General features: G+C 43.4%; 15 protein-coding genes. 5 read left to right on the top strand and 10 right to left on the bottom strand.

What is annotated here, in order from left to right; genetic code table 11:
* Positions 1 to 5 precede the first annotated feature (5 nt).
* From atpD to F902_RS02295, 9 genes are all read right to left on the bottom strand, one after another.
* The gene (gene atpD / locus F902_RS02255; RefSeq protein ID WP_004656517.1) at positions 6 to 1,400 is read right to left on the bottom strand and encodes a F0F1 ATP synthase subunit beta; all 1,395 of its coding nucleotides are present in this window, start codon (positions 1,398 to 1,400) and stop codon (positions 6 to 8) included.
* Between the two features lie 30 nt (positions 1,401 to 1,430).
* Positions 1,431 to 2,300: a F0F1 ATP synthase subunit gamma gene (gene atpG, locus F902_RS02260; RefSeq protein ID WP_005200697.1), complete on the bottom strand. Its 870-nt coding sequence runs from the start codon at positions 2,298 to 2,300 to the stop codon at positions 1,431 to 1,433.
* An 89-nt stretch (positions 2,301 to 2,389) separates the two neighbouring features.
* Entirely contained in the window at positions 2,390 to 3,934 is a 1,545-nt protein-coding gene (gene atpA, locus F902_RS02265) for a F0F1 ATP synthase subunit alpha (protein WP_004656522.1), read from the bottom strand.
* Positions 3,935 to 3,976: 42 nt separating this feature from the next.
* Positions 3,977 to 4,513 (bottom strand): F0F1 ATP synthase subunit delta, encoded by a 537-nt coding sequence (locus F902_RS02270; RefSeq protein WP_005200699.1) that lies wholly within the window; start codon positions 4,511 to 4,513, stop codon positions 3,977 to 3,979.
* An 11-nt stretch (positions 4,514 to 4,524) separates the two neighbouring features.
* Entirely contained in the window at positions 4,525 to 4,995 is a 471-nt protein-coding gene (locus F902_RS02275; protein ID WP_004801977.1) for a F0F1 ATP synthase subunit B, read from the bottom strand.
* 39 nt (positions 4,996 to 5,034) lie between these two features.
* Positions 5,035 to 5,280: a F0F1 ATP synthase subunit C gene (gene atpE / locus F902_RS02280; protein WP_000424060.1), complete on the bottom strand. Its 246-nt coding sequence runs from the start codon at positions 5,278 to 5,280 to the stop codon at positions 5,035 to 5,037.
* Positions 5,281 to 5,362: 82 nt separating this feature from the next.
* Positions 5,363 to 6,238, bottom strand: coding sequence for a F0F1 ATP synthase subunit A (atpB, locus tag F902_RS02285; RefSeq protein ID WP_004801976.1), 876 nt, complete (start codon positions 6,236 to 6,238; stop codon positions 5,363 to 5,365).
* Between the two features lie 99 nt (positions 6,239 to 6,337).
* On the bottom strand, positions 6,338 to 6,736 hold the full coding sequence (locus F902_RS02290; RefSeq protein ID WP_005200701.1) for an ATP synthase subunit I: 399 nt from the start codon (positions 6,734 to 6,736) through the stop codon (positions 6,338 to 6,340).
* A gap of 170 nt (positions 6,737 to 6,906) precedes the next feature.
* Complete coding sequence (locus F902_RS02295) at positions 6,907 to 7,746, bottom strand: metal ABC transporter substrate-binding protein (RefSeq protein WP_005200703.1); 840 nt, start codon at positions 7,744 to 7,746, stop codon at positions 6,907 to 6,909.
* Positions 7,747 to 7,966: 220 nt separating this feature from the next.
* Here F902_RS02295 and F902_RS02300 point away from each other — a divergent pair, with 220 nt between their 5' ends.
* The 3 genes from F902_RS02300 to znuB are packed head-to-tail and all read left to right on the top strand — an operon-like array spanning position 7,967 to position 10,038.
* Positions 7,967 to 8,464: a transcriptional repressor gene (locus F902_RS02300; RefSeq protein ID WP_004801969.1), complete on the top strand. Its 498-nt coding sequence runs from the start codon at positions 7,967 to 7,969 to the stop codon at positions 8,462 to 8,464.
* Complete coding sequence (znuC, locus tag F902_RS02305; RefSeq protein ID WP_005200711.1) at positions 8,437 to 9,225, top strand: zinc ABC transporter ATP-binding protein ZnuC; 789 nt, start codon at positions 8,437 to 8,439, stop codon at positions 9,223 to 9,225. Before F902_RS02300 ends, znuC begins: the two co-directional genes overlap by 28 nt.
* Positions 9,226 to 9,228: 3 nt before the next feature.
* Complete coding sequence (znuB, locus tag F902_RS02310; protein WP_004801966.1) at positions 9,229 to 10,038, top strand: zinc ABC transporter permease subunit ZnuB; 810 nt, start codon at positions 9,229 to 9,231, stop codon at positions 10,036 to 10,038.
* A gap of 9 nt (positions 10,039 to 10,047) precedes the next feature.
* On the opposite strand, the gene F902_RS02315 is transcribed toward znuB, so the two are convergent.
* On the bottom strand, positions 10,048 to 10,671 hold the full coding sequence (locus F902_RS02315; protein ID WP_005200715.1) for a LysE family transporter: 624 nt from the start codon (positions 10,669 to 10,671) through the stop codon (positions 10,048 to 10,050).
* Between the two features lie 157 nt (positions 10,672 to 10,828).
* On the opposite strand from F902_RS02315, the gene F902_RS02320 reads away from it, so the two are divergent.
* Positions 10,829 to 11,749, top strand: coding sequence for a Dyp-type peroxidase (locus tag F902_RS02320; protein ID WP_005200717.1), 921 nt, complete (start codon positions 10,829 to 10,831; stop codon positions 11,747 to 11,749).
* Between the two features lie 172 nt (positions 11,750 to 11,921).
* The gene (argS, locus tag F902_RS02325) at positions 11,922 to 13,712 is read left to right on the top strand and encodes an arginine--tRNA ligase (RefSeq protein ID WP_005200719.1); all 1,791 of its coding nucleotides are present in this window, start codon (positions 11,922 to 11,924) and stop codon (positions 13,710 to 13,712) included.
* Positions 13,713 to 13,970 lie beyond the last annotated feature (258 nt).

The raw sequence follows: 13,970 nt of genomic DNA on the forward strand, positions 1-13,970 counted from the left end.
TTAAATTAGAGTTTCTCAGCTTTAGCAATCACTTCGTCAATACCACCAACCATATAGAACGCTTGTTCTGGGATGTGATCGTATTCACCAGCTAATAGACCTTTAAAGCCACGAATCGTTTCTTTAAGCGGTACTAATTTACCAGGCGCACCAGTAAACACTTCAGCTACGTGGAATGGTTGAGAGAAGAAACGTTGGATTTTACGCGCACGGTAAACAACCAATTTGTCTTCTTCTGCTAACTCGTCCATACCCAAGATTGCGATGATGTCTTTAAGCTCTTTATAACGTTGCAATACGTTCTGTACAGAACGTGCAATTTCATAATGCTCAGCACCAACAACCAATGGATCTAACTGACGTGAAGTTGAGTCAAGTGGATCGATCGCTGGATAAATACCAGAAGATGCGATGTCACGGCTCAATACAACTGTTGCATCTAAGTGAGCAAATGTTGTCGCAGGCGATGGATCTGTTAAGTCATCGGCAGGTACGTATACTGCTTGGATCGAAGTGATCGAACCAGACTTAGTAGACGTAATACGCTCTTGAAGAACACCCATTTCTTCTGCAAGTGTCGGTTGGTAACCTACTGCAGATGGCATACGACCTAACAATGCTGATACTTCAGTACCCGCAAGTGTATAACGGTAGATGTTGTCGACGAATAATAATACGTCACGACCTTTACCATTTTCGTCTTTTTGATCACGGAAATATTCAGCCATGGTCAAACCAGTTAACGCTACGCGTAAACGGTTACCTGGTGGCTCATTCATCTGACCGTAGACCATTGCTACTTTGTCAAGAACGTTAGAATCTTTCATTTCGTGATAGAAGTCGTTACCTTCACGAGTACGCTCACCAACACCAGCAAACACAGATAGACCTGAGTGAGCTTTCGCGATGTTGTTGATCAACTCCATCATGTTAACGGTTTTACCAACACCCGCACCACCGAATAAACCAACTTTACCACCTTTCGCAAACGGGCAAAGTAAGTCGATGACTTTGATACCAGTTTCTAAAAGATCAGTAGAAGCTGCTTGTTCAGCATAAGAAGGTGCTTGACGGTGAATCGGCAAACGCTCTTCAGTCGCTACAGGACCTGCTTCATCAATTGGGCGACCCAATACGTCCATAATACGACCAAGTGTCGCTGGACCTACTGGAACAGAAATCGGTGCATTTGTGCTGGTTACATTTAGGCCACGTTTAAGACCTTCTGTAGAACCCATTGCGATGGTACGAACAACACCATCGCCAAGCTGTTGCTGAACTTCTAATGTAGTTTCAGTACCGTCAACTTGGAGAGCGTCATAGATCTTAGGAACGCTATTGCGCTCAAACTCGACGTCGATAACCGCGCCGATGATCTGAATGATACGACCGCTACTCATTGCTGTCTCCTCAATTCAAACTTAATAATGTTAAACGGCAGCGGCACCGCCAACGATCTCAGAAATTTCCTGAGTAATCGCGGCTTGACGCAGCTTGTTGTAAATGAGTTGTAGGTCTTTAATCAATTGTCCTGCGTTGTCTGTCGCTGCTTTCATCGCGACCATACGAGCTGACTGCTCACATGCAACGTTTTCAATTACACCTTGATAAACCATAGACTCGATATAGCGAACCAACAAACCATTTAACAATTCTTCTGCTTCTGGTTCGTAGAGATAGTCCCAACCATAAGTACGGTTGAGGTCATCGCTTTCTTCTGCCGGTGCTAAAGGAACAAGTTGTTCAACTTTAGGCTGCTGAGTCATTGCATTGACGAAGCCATTTGATACGAGGTAGATACGATCTAATTCGCCCTTATCAAATGCATCAAGCATAACTTGTACTGAGCCAGTTAACTGTTCCAAACTCGGCGCATCACCAAGTTGGGTCGTTGCACCAAGCACTTTACCGCCGTAATTCTTAAAAAACGAAACCGCTTTTTGACCAATCAAAGCAAATTCAACTTCAATTGACTGCTCTTGCTGTGCTTTGACATGCTGCACAACTTTCTTGAACAAGTTAATGTTCAAGCCACCTGCCAAGCCACGATCTGAAGACACCACAATATAGCCAACGCGCTTAACTGGGCGTTCAACCATATAACGGTGTTTGTATTCAGGGTTTGCTTGGACTAAGTGAGCAATTACACGGCGCATATTATCGGCATACGGACGGCCCTGAGCCATGCGCTCTTGCGCACGACGCATTTTCGAAGCAGCTACCATTTGCATCGCGCGAGTAATCTTTTGCGTGCTCTTGATACTAGCTACTTTGGCGCGAATTTCTTTTAAATTTGCCATACGCTTAACCTAGTATTCGAAAGCTCTTGCGAGCTTCCGAAGGTTGATCCGTGAACCAAACTTAACTAAAGTTTTAGCTATTGCTAAAATTAGTAAGTTTGAGTCGCTTTGAAGCTCTCAATACCTGCTTTGAATGCTGCTTCGATGTCTTTGTTGTAATCACCAGTTTCATCGATCTGTTGCATTAACGCAGCATGTTCAGAACGGAAGTAAGAGATTAACGCAGCATCAAAGTCTACGATTTTCTTCACTTCTACGTCAGCCATGTAGCCTTCGTTAGATGCATATACAGAAACAGCTTGGTCAGCAATTGAGTATGGAGCATATTGTTTTTGCTTCATTAACTCAGTTACACGTTGACCATGCTCAAGTTGCTTACGCGTTGCTTCATCAAGATCAGAAGCAAACTGAGCAAACGCAGCCAATTCACGGTATTGCGCTAGAGCGGTACGGATACCACCAGACAATTTTTTGATGATCTTCGTTTGAGCAGAACCACCAACACGAGATACCGAGATACCCGCGTTCACAGCAGGACGAATACCTGCGTTGAATAATGATGTTTCTAAGAAGATCTGACCGTCAGTAATCGAAATTACGTTGGTTGGTACGAATGCAGATACGTCACCAGCTTGAGTTTCAATGATCGGTAACGCAGTTAAAGAACCAGTTTGACCAGTTACTGCACCGTTCGTGAATTTCTCAACATAATCAGCTGAAACGCGCGAAGCACGTTCAAGAAGACGCGAGTGAAGATAGAATACGTCACCTGGATACGCTTCACGACCTGGTGGACGACGTAAAAGTAATGAAATTTGACGGTAAGCAACAGCTTGCTTAGACAAATCATCATAAATAATTAACGCATCTTCACCACGATCACGGAAGTATTCGCCCATTGTACAGCCTGAGTACGGAGCTAAATACTGCATTGCTGCAGGATCAGCGGCCGCAGCTGCGACAACAGTTGTATACGCCATAGCGCCAGTTTCTTCTAGCTTACGTACCACGTTTGCAATTGTTGATTGTTTTTGACCAATCGCAACGTATACACATTTAATGCCAGAATTTTTCTGAGCGATGATCGCATCGATCGCCATTGCTGTTTTACCAGTTTGACGGTCACCAATAATCAACTCACGCTGACCACGACCTACAGGGATCATGGTATCAACTGATTTATAACCAGTTTGAACAGGTTCGTCGACAGACTGACGCCAAATTACACCTGGTGCTACTTTTTCAACAGCATCAGTTAATTTTGCATCAATTGGGCCTTTACCATCAATTGGATTACCCAAAGCGTCTACGACACGGCCAAGAAGTTCAGGACCAACCGGAACTTCTAATACACGACCTGTGCAACGAGCTTTTTGACCTTCTTGCAGGCTTAGGTAGTTACCTAAAACAACGGCACCCACTGAATCCTGTTCTAGGTTCAGTGCCATACCAAATAAGCCGCCGTCGAATTCGATCATTTCACCGTACATTGCATCTGCAAGACCGTGAATGCGCACGATACCGTCAGATACCATGACGATGGTACCTTCATTCTTCGCGGTCGCGCTGGTGTCCAGATCGCCGATACGCTGTTTAATGAGCGCACTGATCTCGGATGGATTCAGTTGTTGCATTGCGCTATTCCTCAATCTTTTTTAAGTTCAGTCTTTTTGCTATTACGCAAGAAGACGAGTCCGCATTTTTTCAAGCTTGTTAAGCGCAGAGTCATCTATCACTTGGTCGCCTGCACGAATCACAACACCTGCGATCAACGCTGGATTAACGTTAACAGTGACATGAACTGTTCTGTTAAAACGTTTTTCAAGCGCATGAGCTAAAATATGCTCTTGTGTCGCATCCATTGGAAAAGCAGATTCAATTTCTACTTCCAATGTGTTGTTGTTCTGCGATTTAAGTAGTTCATATTCTGTTGCGATTTCAGGCAGTAAAACTAAACGATCATTATCTGCAAGCAATGTCAAAAAGTTAGACACTGATTGAGTTTGATCTTCACCTAAAACCTTGGCAAAAAGACCTACTTGTTCCGCAGGAGTCAGCTCAGGGCGATTTAAATAAGCGGAAAATGCTTCATCTTGCACCGCAGCACTGAGCAGTTGTAACGCATTTGACCAAGCGTCAGTTGCATTCTGCTCAGATGCATAAGCAAATGCTGCTTTGGCGTACGGGCGTGCTAACGTCAAGAGTTCAGCCATATTCGCCTCGCTTAAAGTTTAGCAGCCAGCTGATTCAGCATGGCATTATGAGCTTCTGCGTCAACTTGTTGGTTCAGAATTTTTTCTGCACCAGCAACTGCCAAAGCAGCAACTTGTTGACGTAATTCTTCGCGAGCAGAATTGATGTCTTGATCAACAGTTTCTTTCGCCTGTTGACGAATACGCTCACCTTCAGCAGATGCTTGGGTACGCGCTTCTTCGATCAATTGTGCTGAACGACGGTTCGCTTGTTCGATCAATTGAGCCGCTTGTGCTTTTGCTGCGTCTAATTCTGCCTTTACTTGTGCTTGCGCATCAGCAAGGTCAGCTTTTGCTTTTTCAGCAGCGTTTAAGCCATCAGCGATTTTACGCTGACGCTCACTAATCGCATTGATTAGTGGAGGCCAAACAAACTTCATGCAGAATGCGACAAAGATCGCAAATGCAATTGCTTGGCCAATCAATGTGAGGTTGATATTCATTTCGCTATTCCTCAATATGTGGATTTAGGAATTAAGCTATTAACCTACAAATGGATTAGCGAAGATGAAGAACAAGCCAATACCAACACCGATCATAGGCACAGCATCAAGAAGACCCGCAATTAAGAACATACGAGTTTGAAGTTGTGGAGCCAATTCTGGTTGACGAGCAACAGCTTCTAAGAAGCGACCGCCTAAAAGACCAAAACCAATCGCAGTACCTAAAGCACCGAAAGCGATCAAGATAGCAGATGCAATTGCAACTAGACCTAAAGTGAGTTCCATGAAAAATTCCTCAGAGGTTAGGTTATTACCAAATTAAACTAAAATTTAAGCCCAACGATCAGGTGATAGTTAGGCAATACCATTAATGCTTTTCGCTTGCCATGCTCAAGTAAACGATGGTCAGCATCATAAAGATAAATGCTTGCAGCGTGATTACAAGAATGTGGAAAATAGCCCAAGGCACAGATAACGCCCACTGGATCCAGAACGGCAATAATGCGATCAAGATGAAGATCAACTCACCCGCATACATGTTACCGAACAGTCGTAGAGCTAACGAAACTGGACGAGCAAGGAAAGTTACTAATTCCAAAATTAAGTTCACTGGAATCAATAACGCTTTTGCAAATTTGTTACTTGGGTTGAATGGGTTAAGTGCCAATTCACCGACGAAACCGCCGATCCCTTTTTCACGAATACTATAGAACAAAATTAAAACAAATACAGACAACGACATACCAAGGGTAATGTTCGGGTCAGTAGATGGAACAACTTTGAAGTAAACGTGGTGAGGGTCCATACCAAATACGTTTGCACCAATCAATTGAGCTGTATACGGGATCCAGTCAACAGGGATTAAGTCCATTGCGTTCATGAGGAAAATCCACACGAAAATGGTTAATGCCAATGGTGCAATTAAACGTGATTTGCCGTGGAAAGTATCACGAACACTTGAGTCAACAAACTCGATAATCATTTCAATCGCTGATTGGAATTTAGTTGGAACACCTGCATTCGCAGCTCTCGCAACTGTCCAAAACAACAAACAGAAAATCACACCAAGTCCGATAGACCAACCCATTGAATCCAAGTGAATTGCAGTGAACCCCATCGAATGAGCTTCTTCAGCAGTCTCAGCCAATTTCCATGTACCATCAGGCATTTTGCCATAGGTCATATTGGTCAAGTGATGCTTGATATACTCGGTCGAAGTCAGGGCATGTTCTTCAGCAGCCATAAATCACACCTGGTCAATGTCAATCATTAAAAAGAAGTAGAAACGAATCAAGCGGATGGCAAAGATCCCGCCTCTACTTCCAAAAATCTCAAAATGTGTTTACTCTCGTTTTTGTAGACGTGCCACCCAAAATGGCGCGACCCACGACATCGCTTGTACGAGAATAAATCCACAAAACAATGCAACCGGTGACAGCGGTTTAACATTGCTCAAAATTAATATAAAACCCACGATCACAATCGCAAACTTACCGAGCATTCCTCGGTACATATTCAGCATGACTTGTTTTGATGCTCTTGCGCCTGCCGTTCTAAACGACTGCCAAGCAAAATAACAATGTGCCAACCAACATACCAAAGCCCCAAGCGCAGCACTCAAAGCAGCAGTTGTATCTTTCATTGCCCATGCCAGTAAAGCTGCAATAGGAATCATACATGCTTGTAAGAAGACCAAAGCTTTTGCTAATCGTCGGTCAATCATGCGACTAGTTTGGCTCATTTTTTACCCACTTACAGCAGAACTGCTTGACAAGTTTTAATCATGATCGTTTCGAATCGCAGGCATTATAGAGTTACACCCCTGAACATGCAATCTTTTCTCGACTTAAGTCTGCTTTTTTCGTTACCATATTTTTTGACGTTAGAGTCAATTGATTTTTATTTTTTTGATCAATTTTGTGCACTTATTACGCATTTATCGGTTTTTAAAGCCAATTTTTGCCATGCTGTTACAAAATTGTCTTCACCGCGCATGCTTTCATCGACCGATTGGAAAACTACTGGGTTCATTTTTTGGTACTGACTGGCACTTGCTGTCGTTTCGGCCAATAAACACATTTTATTTTGCGGACGATTGTCTCTTAAGTACTTAATCTGAGCTGCCGTCGGTGCAATATGTGGATCATCTGTTAGTGCACCCGCAAATTTTAAGTTCAAGGCACGTTCTAGATACTGATAGGCATCATGATAAGACCAATAGTTTTTGGCTTTATTAGAGCTTTCATATTGCTGTGAGGCTTGCAGCATCTGCTGAGAGAACTCTTTGGCATTGGCCATATATTTGGCTTTGTTTTCTGGATATTGCTGAGAACGTAAAGTTGCAATAAAGAAAGCGATACGCACTGCATTATTCGGATCTAACCACACATGACTATCTACCGTGTTCGCCATAGATGCACCACGCAAATTACGCAGCGGTAAAGTCGTTAAAATGCCTGAATCCAATAGCGCAATCGCTTTACGGTTCTGATTTAGCATCTTTTCAAGCGGCGCCTCATGCGCTTTCCCAAGCCAAATCACCAAAGAGGCATCTTGAATCGCTTTACGGTGTGCTGGTGTGAGTTGTACGTCATGGCCACTTTGATCTTTTAATAACAGAATCGGTTCTTCTACTCCGTCTGTTACTTCTTTGGCAATCAGATAAATTGGGTGTGTTGAAACCACCAAGCTTTGTGTCCAGCCCCATGTGCTTAACATCGAAAACAAGACCAAGACAAATAGGCGAGACATCACAACATTACTCAATTTAGCGAAGCATGTTATAATATAACAAAAGTTAAAAAATGCCTATGTCTATTTTTAGATTCGCTGCACTATCCGTCGTGCATTTAACTTATATAGATAGTTATCATAAATTGCATGTTATGATAGCGGGGCTATTGCGACACTATTCAGACACTTCATGTCAGTGAAAATTCAATAGGCTCTACAAAAACAATGAGGTCAATCTATGAGTTCTTGTTCACATGAACATGACAATGCTTTACATGGTGTTCATGGTCATCACGATATTAAAGCACGCCTTGCCGAAGCAGAAATTTTATGTACTGCGACTGGCGCTCGTCTGACACCTTTACGTAAAGAAGTACTTGAACTCATTTTAAATGCATCTGCACCGATGGGTGCTTATGACTTATTGGCTAAGATTAAAGGCCAAGCAGACCGCCCTGCTGCGCCTCCTACGGTTTACCGTACTTTAGACTTTCTATTAGAAAAAGGCTTAATTCATAGACTTACATCTATTAATGCCTATATTCCTTGTTGTCATCCACGTGAAGGCCATCAAGCGGCTTTTCTGATCTGTACGGAATGTCATTCTGTGAAAGAAGCATCAGCACAAGGTTTGATCCAGCAACTCGATCAACTTGCGTCATCAGACCAGTTTTTAGCGCAACATAGCATTATTGAAATCTCTGGAAAATGTCATCAGTGCAGCACACGCCAGTAAGCACTCCACTTATTCAGCTGGAGAAAATCTCAGTTCGTCGTGATGAGCTAGATATTTTAAGAAATGTAGATTTTGCCTTGCAAGCAAAAGAAATAGTGACGTTGATTGGTCCCAATGGCGCAGGCAAATCTACATTGATCAAAGTGCTATTGGGTATCATGCCGCCGAATAAAGGCAAAATTCACTTTTCTAAAAAATTAAAAATGGCCTATGTCCCGCAGAAGTTTAACCCTTCTGCGAGCCTCCCTTTACGCGTACAAGATTTGCTTGATCTAGAAGTCTGCGAACAAGCGTTACGCGAAGAGATTATTCGCGACACAGGCATTCAAAAATTACAGTCATCCAAAGTACAGCAACTGTCAGGTGGTGAACGGCAACGGGTGTTACTGGCTCGTGCTTTATTGCGTCAACCCGATATTTTAGTACTAGATGAACCAATGCAAGGCTTGGATATTCAGTCCGAAGCTGAGCTTTATGAATATGTCCGCAGTTTACCTGAACGCTATGGCTGTGCTGTGTTAATGGTGTCACATGACCTACAATGGGTGATGCAAGGTACCCATCGCGTGGTCTGCCTTAACAAACATATTTGCTGTAGTGGTTTACCTGAAAGTATTCAACAGCATCCAGAATACCAAGCGATTTTTGGCACCCAACGTATGTTCTATCAGCATCATCACAATCACTGTGGGCATAGTGATCATGCCGAACCGTGTTCGCACGATCCACGCCCACATATTCACCCTGAGCCAAAGGTCTAAGCCATGATGGAATGGTTACAACTCCTCCTCCCTGCTTGGATCATGGGGTCACTGTTGGTTTTTCTAACGGCGCCTCTCGGCTGCTTGATGCTTTGGCGCAGAATGTCGTTTTTTGCCGACACCATGGCGCATGGCACCTTACTTGGGGTCGCAGTTGCAGGGATTCTGAATTTACCTTTTTGGCTGGGTGTCGCTTGCCTTGCGCTGTTGCTGGTTGCTCTTCTTTGGGTTTTGCACGATTCACGCCTACCCAATGATGCATTACTCGCTTTAAGCTCAGCTACCCTCCTCTGCTCTGGTCTACTACTGATTCAGCAAGTACCAAGTTTGCGTCCTGAATTGCTTAGCTATTTATTCGGCGATTTACTCAGTATCGAGTGGGCTGATTTACCCATGTTTGCCGTGGTGATTGCAGGTGCATTAATCGTACTTTATCGTTCGTGGTCCGCACAGATTCAAATTGCGATTGATCCAGATATCGCCATGAGTGAAGGCGTGAGTGCGAACTGGCAACGTTTGATCTTCATGTTGTTATTGGCACTGTTTACCGTATTGGCATTACGTGCGGTCGGTTCATTATTGATGGGTGCTTTACTGGTGATTCCAGCCCTGAGTGCACGCTTATTGGCGCACTCACCAAAACAAATGGTGGTTTGGGCATTTGTGTTAGCACAGCTCGGTGTTACGGTTGGTCTATGGTCGAGTGCTGCACTGAATATTTCTACAGGCTTAAGTATTGTTCTGTGTATGGCACTTTGCTTTGCTGCTATTTTCATCACGCAAAAACTCAAAAGCCAAGCTCAATCTGCCTAAATCAGGCAGTCAGCTTGACTGTTGAATTGCACTTAATAAAAGTGCTGCACCACTAAACATCACCGCAAAACCACGATTTAAATATTTTTGCTGTGTTGGTGAGCGAAGCAGTCTCAATACTTTCGAAGCCAGTCCGGTATAGCCCGCCATGACAATCAGATCGATCGTCACCATCGTGACCGCCATAATTAAGTATTGCAGCCATTGCGGTCGACTCAAATCTAGAAATTGCGGTAAAACAGCCAGCAAGAATACAATGGCTTTAGGATTACTCATATTCACCACAAAGCCTTTCAATATTAAGGCTAAAGCGGATTGAGGTTGCTCCTGTCGAATCTCAATCGCCTGAATCGGTGCAGTCCACTGCTTATACGCCAAATAAACCAAATAAGTGACGCCAAACCATTTCACCACCTGAAAAGCCAAAGGTGTTGTCGCAAACAGCACACCAACACCTGCTGCCACAATCAGAATTTGTATGAGTAACGCCACTTGCAGGCCAATGACATTCCAATAGCCATGTCGAAAGCCGTAGTTGAGGCCACTCGACATTGACGCAATTGCGCCTGCGCCTGGTGAGATACTAATCACCCAGCACGCCAACATAAAAGCAAACCAAATCTGCAAAGACATAACGACTACAGTCGAACAATAAAAGGTGAATTATACCGTTTTATCAGCGCATCGCGTTGATATTTTAGGCAAGAAAATTTAGCAAATAAGCTACTCTACCCTGATAACATCAGGCACAATTATCGTTTTCCCCTTAAAAATAACTAAGGAGTTTTTAATGACTGCGCAATCTGTCATTCTTCCATTACCTTCTGACCACGCCCGCTTTATTGTTTTACGTTTAAAAGATCTAAGCATTGCCGAATTAAAACAACAGATTGAAGCTCTCCTTTCGACCCGTGACCGTTTAATCACACAACACCCCAATGACCAGATTAAAACAGCCATCGCTTTTGGTCCCGAACTTTGGGCGCGACTCAACTCGCAAACACCTGAAGGATTTAAACAGCTCGACCCGCAACAAGGTGCCTTTAATATGCCAGTGGTGCCTGCTGATGTATTTATTCATCTCGCCAGTGCCCGTGCAGATATTTGTTTTGCCATGAGCCAAACTTTTTTTAACGGCATTCAAGATAAAGTCGAAGTCCTAGATGAGCGTGCTTGTTTCCGTTTCTTTGATGGCCGTGATATGACAGGCTTTATTGATGGAACAGAGAATCCGCAATTTCCAGATGACCGTGCAGAAGCAGCATTACTACCAGAAACAGCAGGTGCCTTTGCCAATGGCAGCTTTATTTTTGCGCAGCGTTATATTCATGATCTTGCAAAATGGCAAATGCTGAAAGTCGATGCACAAGAACATGTGTTTGGCCGTACCAAACTTGAGTCAATTGAGTTGGATGATGATGTAAAACCAGAAAACTCACATGTGGCACGTACAGTCGTTGAAGACGATGAAGGTGAGGAAATGGAAATCTTGCGTCACAGCTTGCCTTATGGTGATGGAAAAGGCGAGCAAGGCTTATTCTTTGTTGCCTACACCAACAATTTAAGCATTATCGATAAAATGCTGAAACGTATGTTTGGGACTACAGGGGATGGTATTCATGACCGCTTATTGCACTTTACCACTGCAATTGATGGTGCTTATTATTTTGCGCCAAGCGATGAATTATTAGAACAGATTTTAGAAGACTAGAACCATCAGATGCTATGTTTTTCAATAACATAGCATCTGCATTACCCCCAAGTTTCTACTCACTTCAAAAAGATTTATGTGAATATGTTAATTCCGCACAAATCCCACTCCCCTTAAGCCGATAAAATTTGCTATATTGGTCGTTTTTCCGCGACATTTATTTTCGGTAACTATGAATACGGCAATACAAGCAGCTCTCGATCATGCGGTACAAACCCTGCAACAACAAGGCGTACTTCCTTCAGATTGGACCAACACGAGCCATTTAACCCGTACCAAAGACCGAAGTCACGGAGACTTTGCTTCAAATATCGCCATGATCGGCTCAAAAGTTGCAGGTATGAAACCTCGTGATCTCGCTGAAAAAATCTTGGCGGCTCTTCCTGAAGTGGCTGACATTACCAAAGCTGAAATTGCAGGTCCGGGTTTTATCAACTTCTTTTTAAATGCAGACCAACGCTATGCAGTGCTTGATCAAATCCAAGCACAAAAAAATAACTATGGTCGTAGCCAAGCCAATGCAGCAAAAAAAATCCAAGTCGAATTTGTCTCTGCAAACCCAACCTCTAGCCTGCATGTCGGTCATGGTCGTGGTGCAGCGTATGGCATGACGGTTGCGAATCTATTAGAAGCAACAGGTGCAACAGTTGATCGTGAATACTATGTCAACGATGCTGGTCGTCAAATGGACATTTTGGCGACTTCAACCTACTTACGTTATTTAGAATTGACCGGGCAAACACTGGTTTTCCCGAAGAATGCCTACCAAGGCGACTACGTCAAAGAAATCGCACAAGAAATTATTGATAAAGATGGCAATGCACATGTTCGTGCCGTTGCTGACATCTATAAAGATGTACCAGAAGATGTTCAATACGCTGAAGAACTCGATGCAGAAGGCAACAAAGTCGTGCTTTCTGGCGATAAAGAAAAACACATTGATGGTTTGATCGCAAACTCACAACAACACTTGGGTGCGGACTACCGTGTTTTCCATCAAGCAGCGTTACATGCCATCTTAGATGACATCAAAGATGACTTAGCTGACTTTGGCGTGACCTTTGACAAATGGTTCAGTGAAGATTCTTTAACTGACAAAATTGATGAAGCGCTTGAGACTTTAGACCAGCGTGGTTACCTCTATGAAAAAGAGGGTAACATTTGGTTTAAATCAACTGCGTTTGGTGATGAAAAAGACCGTGTTGTAAAACGTCGTAATGGTCAAACCACTTACTTCGCCTCTGACATTGCTTATCACTTGAATAAACTACAACGCGGCTATACTGACCTGATTGATATTTGGGGTTCCGACCACCACGGTTATATTTCACGTGTCAAAGCTGCCATTGATGCAATGGGCTATGACTCGAAGAAATTGACTGTGCTTTTGGTTCAATTCGTAAGCTTGTGGCGTGGTGGTGAGATGGTACAAATGTCATCTCGTTCGGGTCAGTTCGTGACTTTACGTGATCTACGTAAAGAAGTGGGTAATGATGCCGCACGTTTCTATTATGTGATGCGTAAGTCTGAACAACACATCGACTTTGACCTTGATCTTGCGGTTTCACAAAGCAAGGACAATGCGGTGTATTACATTCAATATGCTCATGCACGTATTTGTCGTATGTTAGAAAAAGCAGCCACTACAGGGATCAGTTTTGATGCTGTTTCAGCGCGCGAGCAAGCCAATCGTTTAGAACTTGATGCTGAAACAGAAATTCTGTCTAAGCTTGCTGCTTATCCTGATATTTTAGTCCGTGCGGCAAATGTCTATGAACCACACCAAATTGGTAACTATCTTAAAGAGTTAGCTGCCCTATTCCATGCTTGGTATAATGAGCATAAAGTATTGGGTGATGATGTGGCACTGACACAAGCACGTTTATTGCTTTCAATCAATGTACAGCAAGTTTTACACAATGGCTTAGAATTACTCGGTGTCTCCGCTCCTGAGACCATGTAAAAAGTGAAGCGAAAGCTTCACACATGGTCGCAAGACGGAGGGCTGTGCCCGAAGTAACCATGTAAACAGCAAAGCAACGCTTTGCACATGGCTGCAAGACCGAAAGCTATGCTTGAGGTGGGCTGTAAAACAGCAAAGCAACGCTTTGCACATCGTCGCAAGACCGAAGGCTATGCCTGAGGTAGAACGGCAACCAGTAAATCAAAGCTTAAACACATGTAAACTTAAACCATGATTGTTAAACAATATGGTAAACAA

The sequence above is a fragment of the Acinetobacter higginsii genome, from assembly GCF_000369525.1.
GTDB lineage: Bacteria > Pseudomonadota > Gammaproteobacteria > Pseudomonadales > Moraxellaceae > Acinetobacter > Acinetobacter higginsii.

Coding starts and splice junctions, on each gene's coding strand:
- atpD (WP_004656517.1), bottom strand. CDS start 1,400: ATGAGTAGCGGTCGTATCATTCAGATCATCGGCGCGGTTATCGACGTC.
- atpG (WP_005200697.1), bottom strand. CDS start 2,300: ATGGCAAATTTAAAAGAAATTCGCGCCAAAGTAGCTAGTATCAAGAGC.
- atpA (WP_004656522.1), bottom strand. CDS start 3,934: ATGCAACAACTGAATCCATCCGAGATCAGTGCGCTCATTAAACAGCGT.
- F902_RS02270 (WP_005200699.1), bottom strand. CDS start 4,513: ATGGCTGAACTCTTGACGTTAGCACGCCCGTACGCCAAAGCAGCATTT.
- F902_RS02275 (WP_004801977.1), bottom strand. CDS start 4,995: ATGAATATCAACCTCACATTGATTGGCCAAGCAATTGCATTTGCGATC.
- atpE (WP_000424060.1), bottom strand. CDS start 5,280: ATGGAACTCACTTTAGGTCTAGTTGCAATTGCATCTGCTATCTTGATC.
- atpB (WP_004801976.1), bottom strand. CDS start 6,238: ATGGCTGCTGAAGAACATGCCCTGACTTCGACCGAGTATATCAAGCAT.
- F902_RS02290 (WP_005200701.1), bottom strand. CDS start 6,736: ATGAGCCAAACTAGTCGCATGATTGACCGACGATTAGCAAAAGCTTTG.
- F902_RS02295 (WP_005200703.1), bottom strand. CDS start 7,746: ATGTCTCGCCTATTTGTCTTGGTCTTGTTTTCGATGTTAAGCACATGG.
- F902_RS02300 (WP_004801969.1), top strand. CDS start 7,967: ATGAGTTCTTGTTCACATGAACATGACAATGCTTTACATGGTGTTCAT.
- znuC (WP_005200711.1), top strand. CDS start 8,437: ATGTCATCAGTGCAGCACACGCCAGTAAGCACTCCACTTATTCAGCTG.
- znuB (WP_004801966.1), top strand. CDS start 9,229: ATGATGGAATGGTTACAACTCCTCCTCCCTGCTTGGATCATGGGGTCA.
- F902_RS02315 (WP_005200715.1), bottom strand. CDS start 10,671: ATGTCTTTGCAGATTTGGTTTGCTTTTATGTTGGCGTGCTGGGTGATT.
- F902_RS02320 (WP_005200717.1), top strand. CDS start 10,829: ATGACTGCGCAATCTGTCATTCTTCCATTACCTTCTGACCACGCCCGC.
- argS (WP_005200719.1), top strand. CDS start 11,922: ATGAATACGGCAATACAAGCAGCTCTCGATCATGCGGTACAAACCCTG.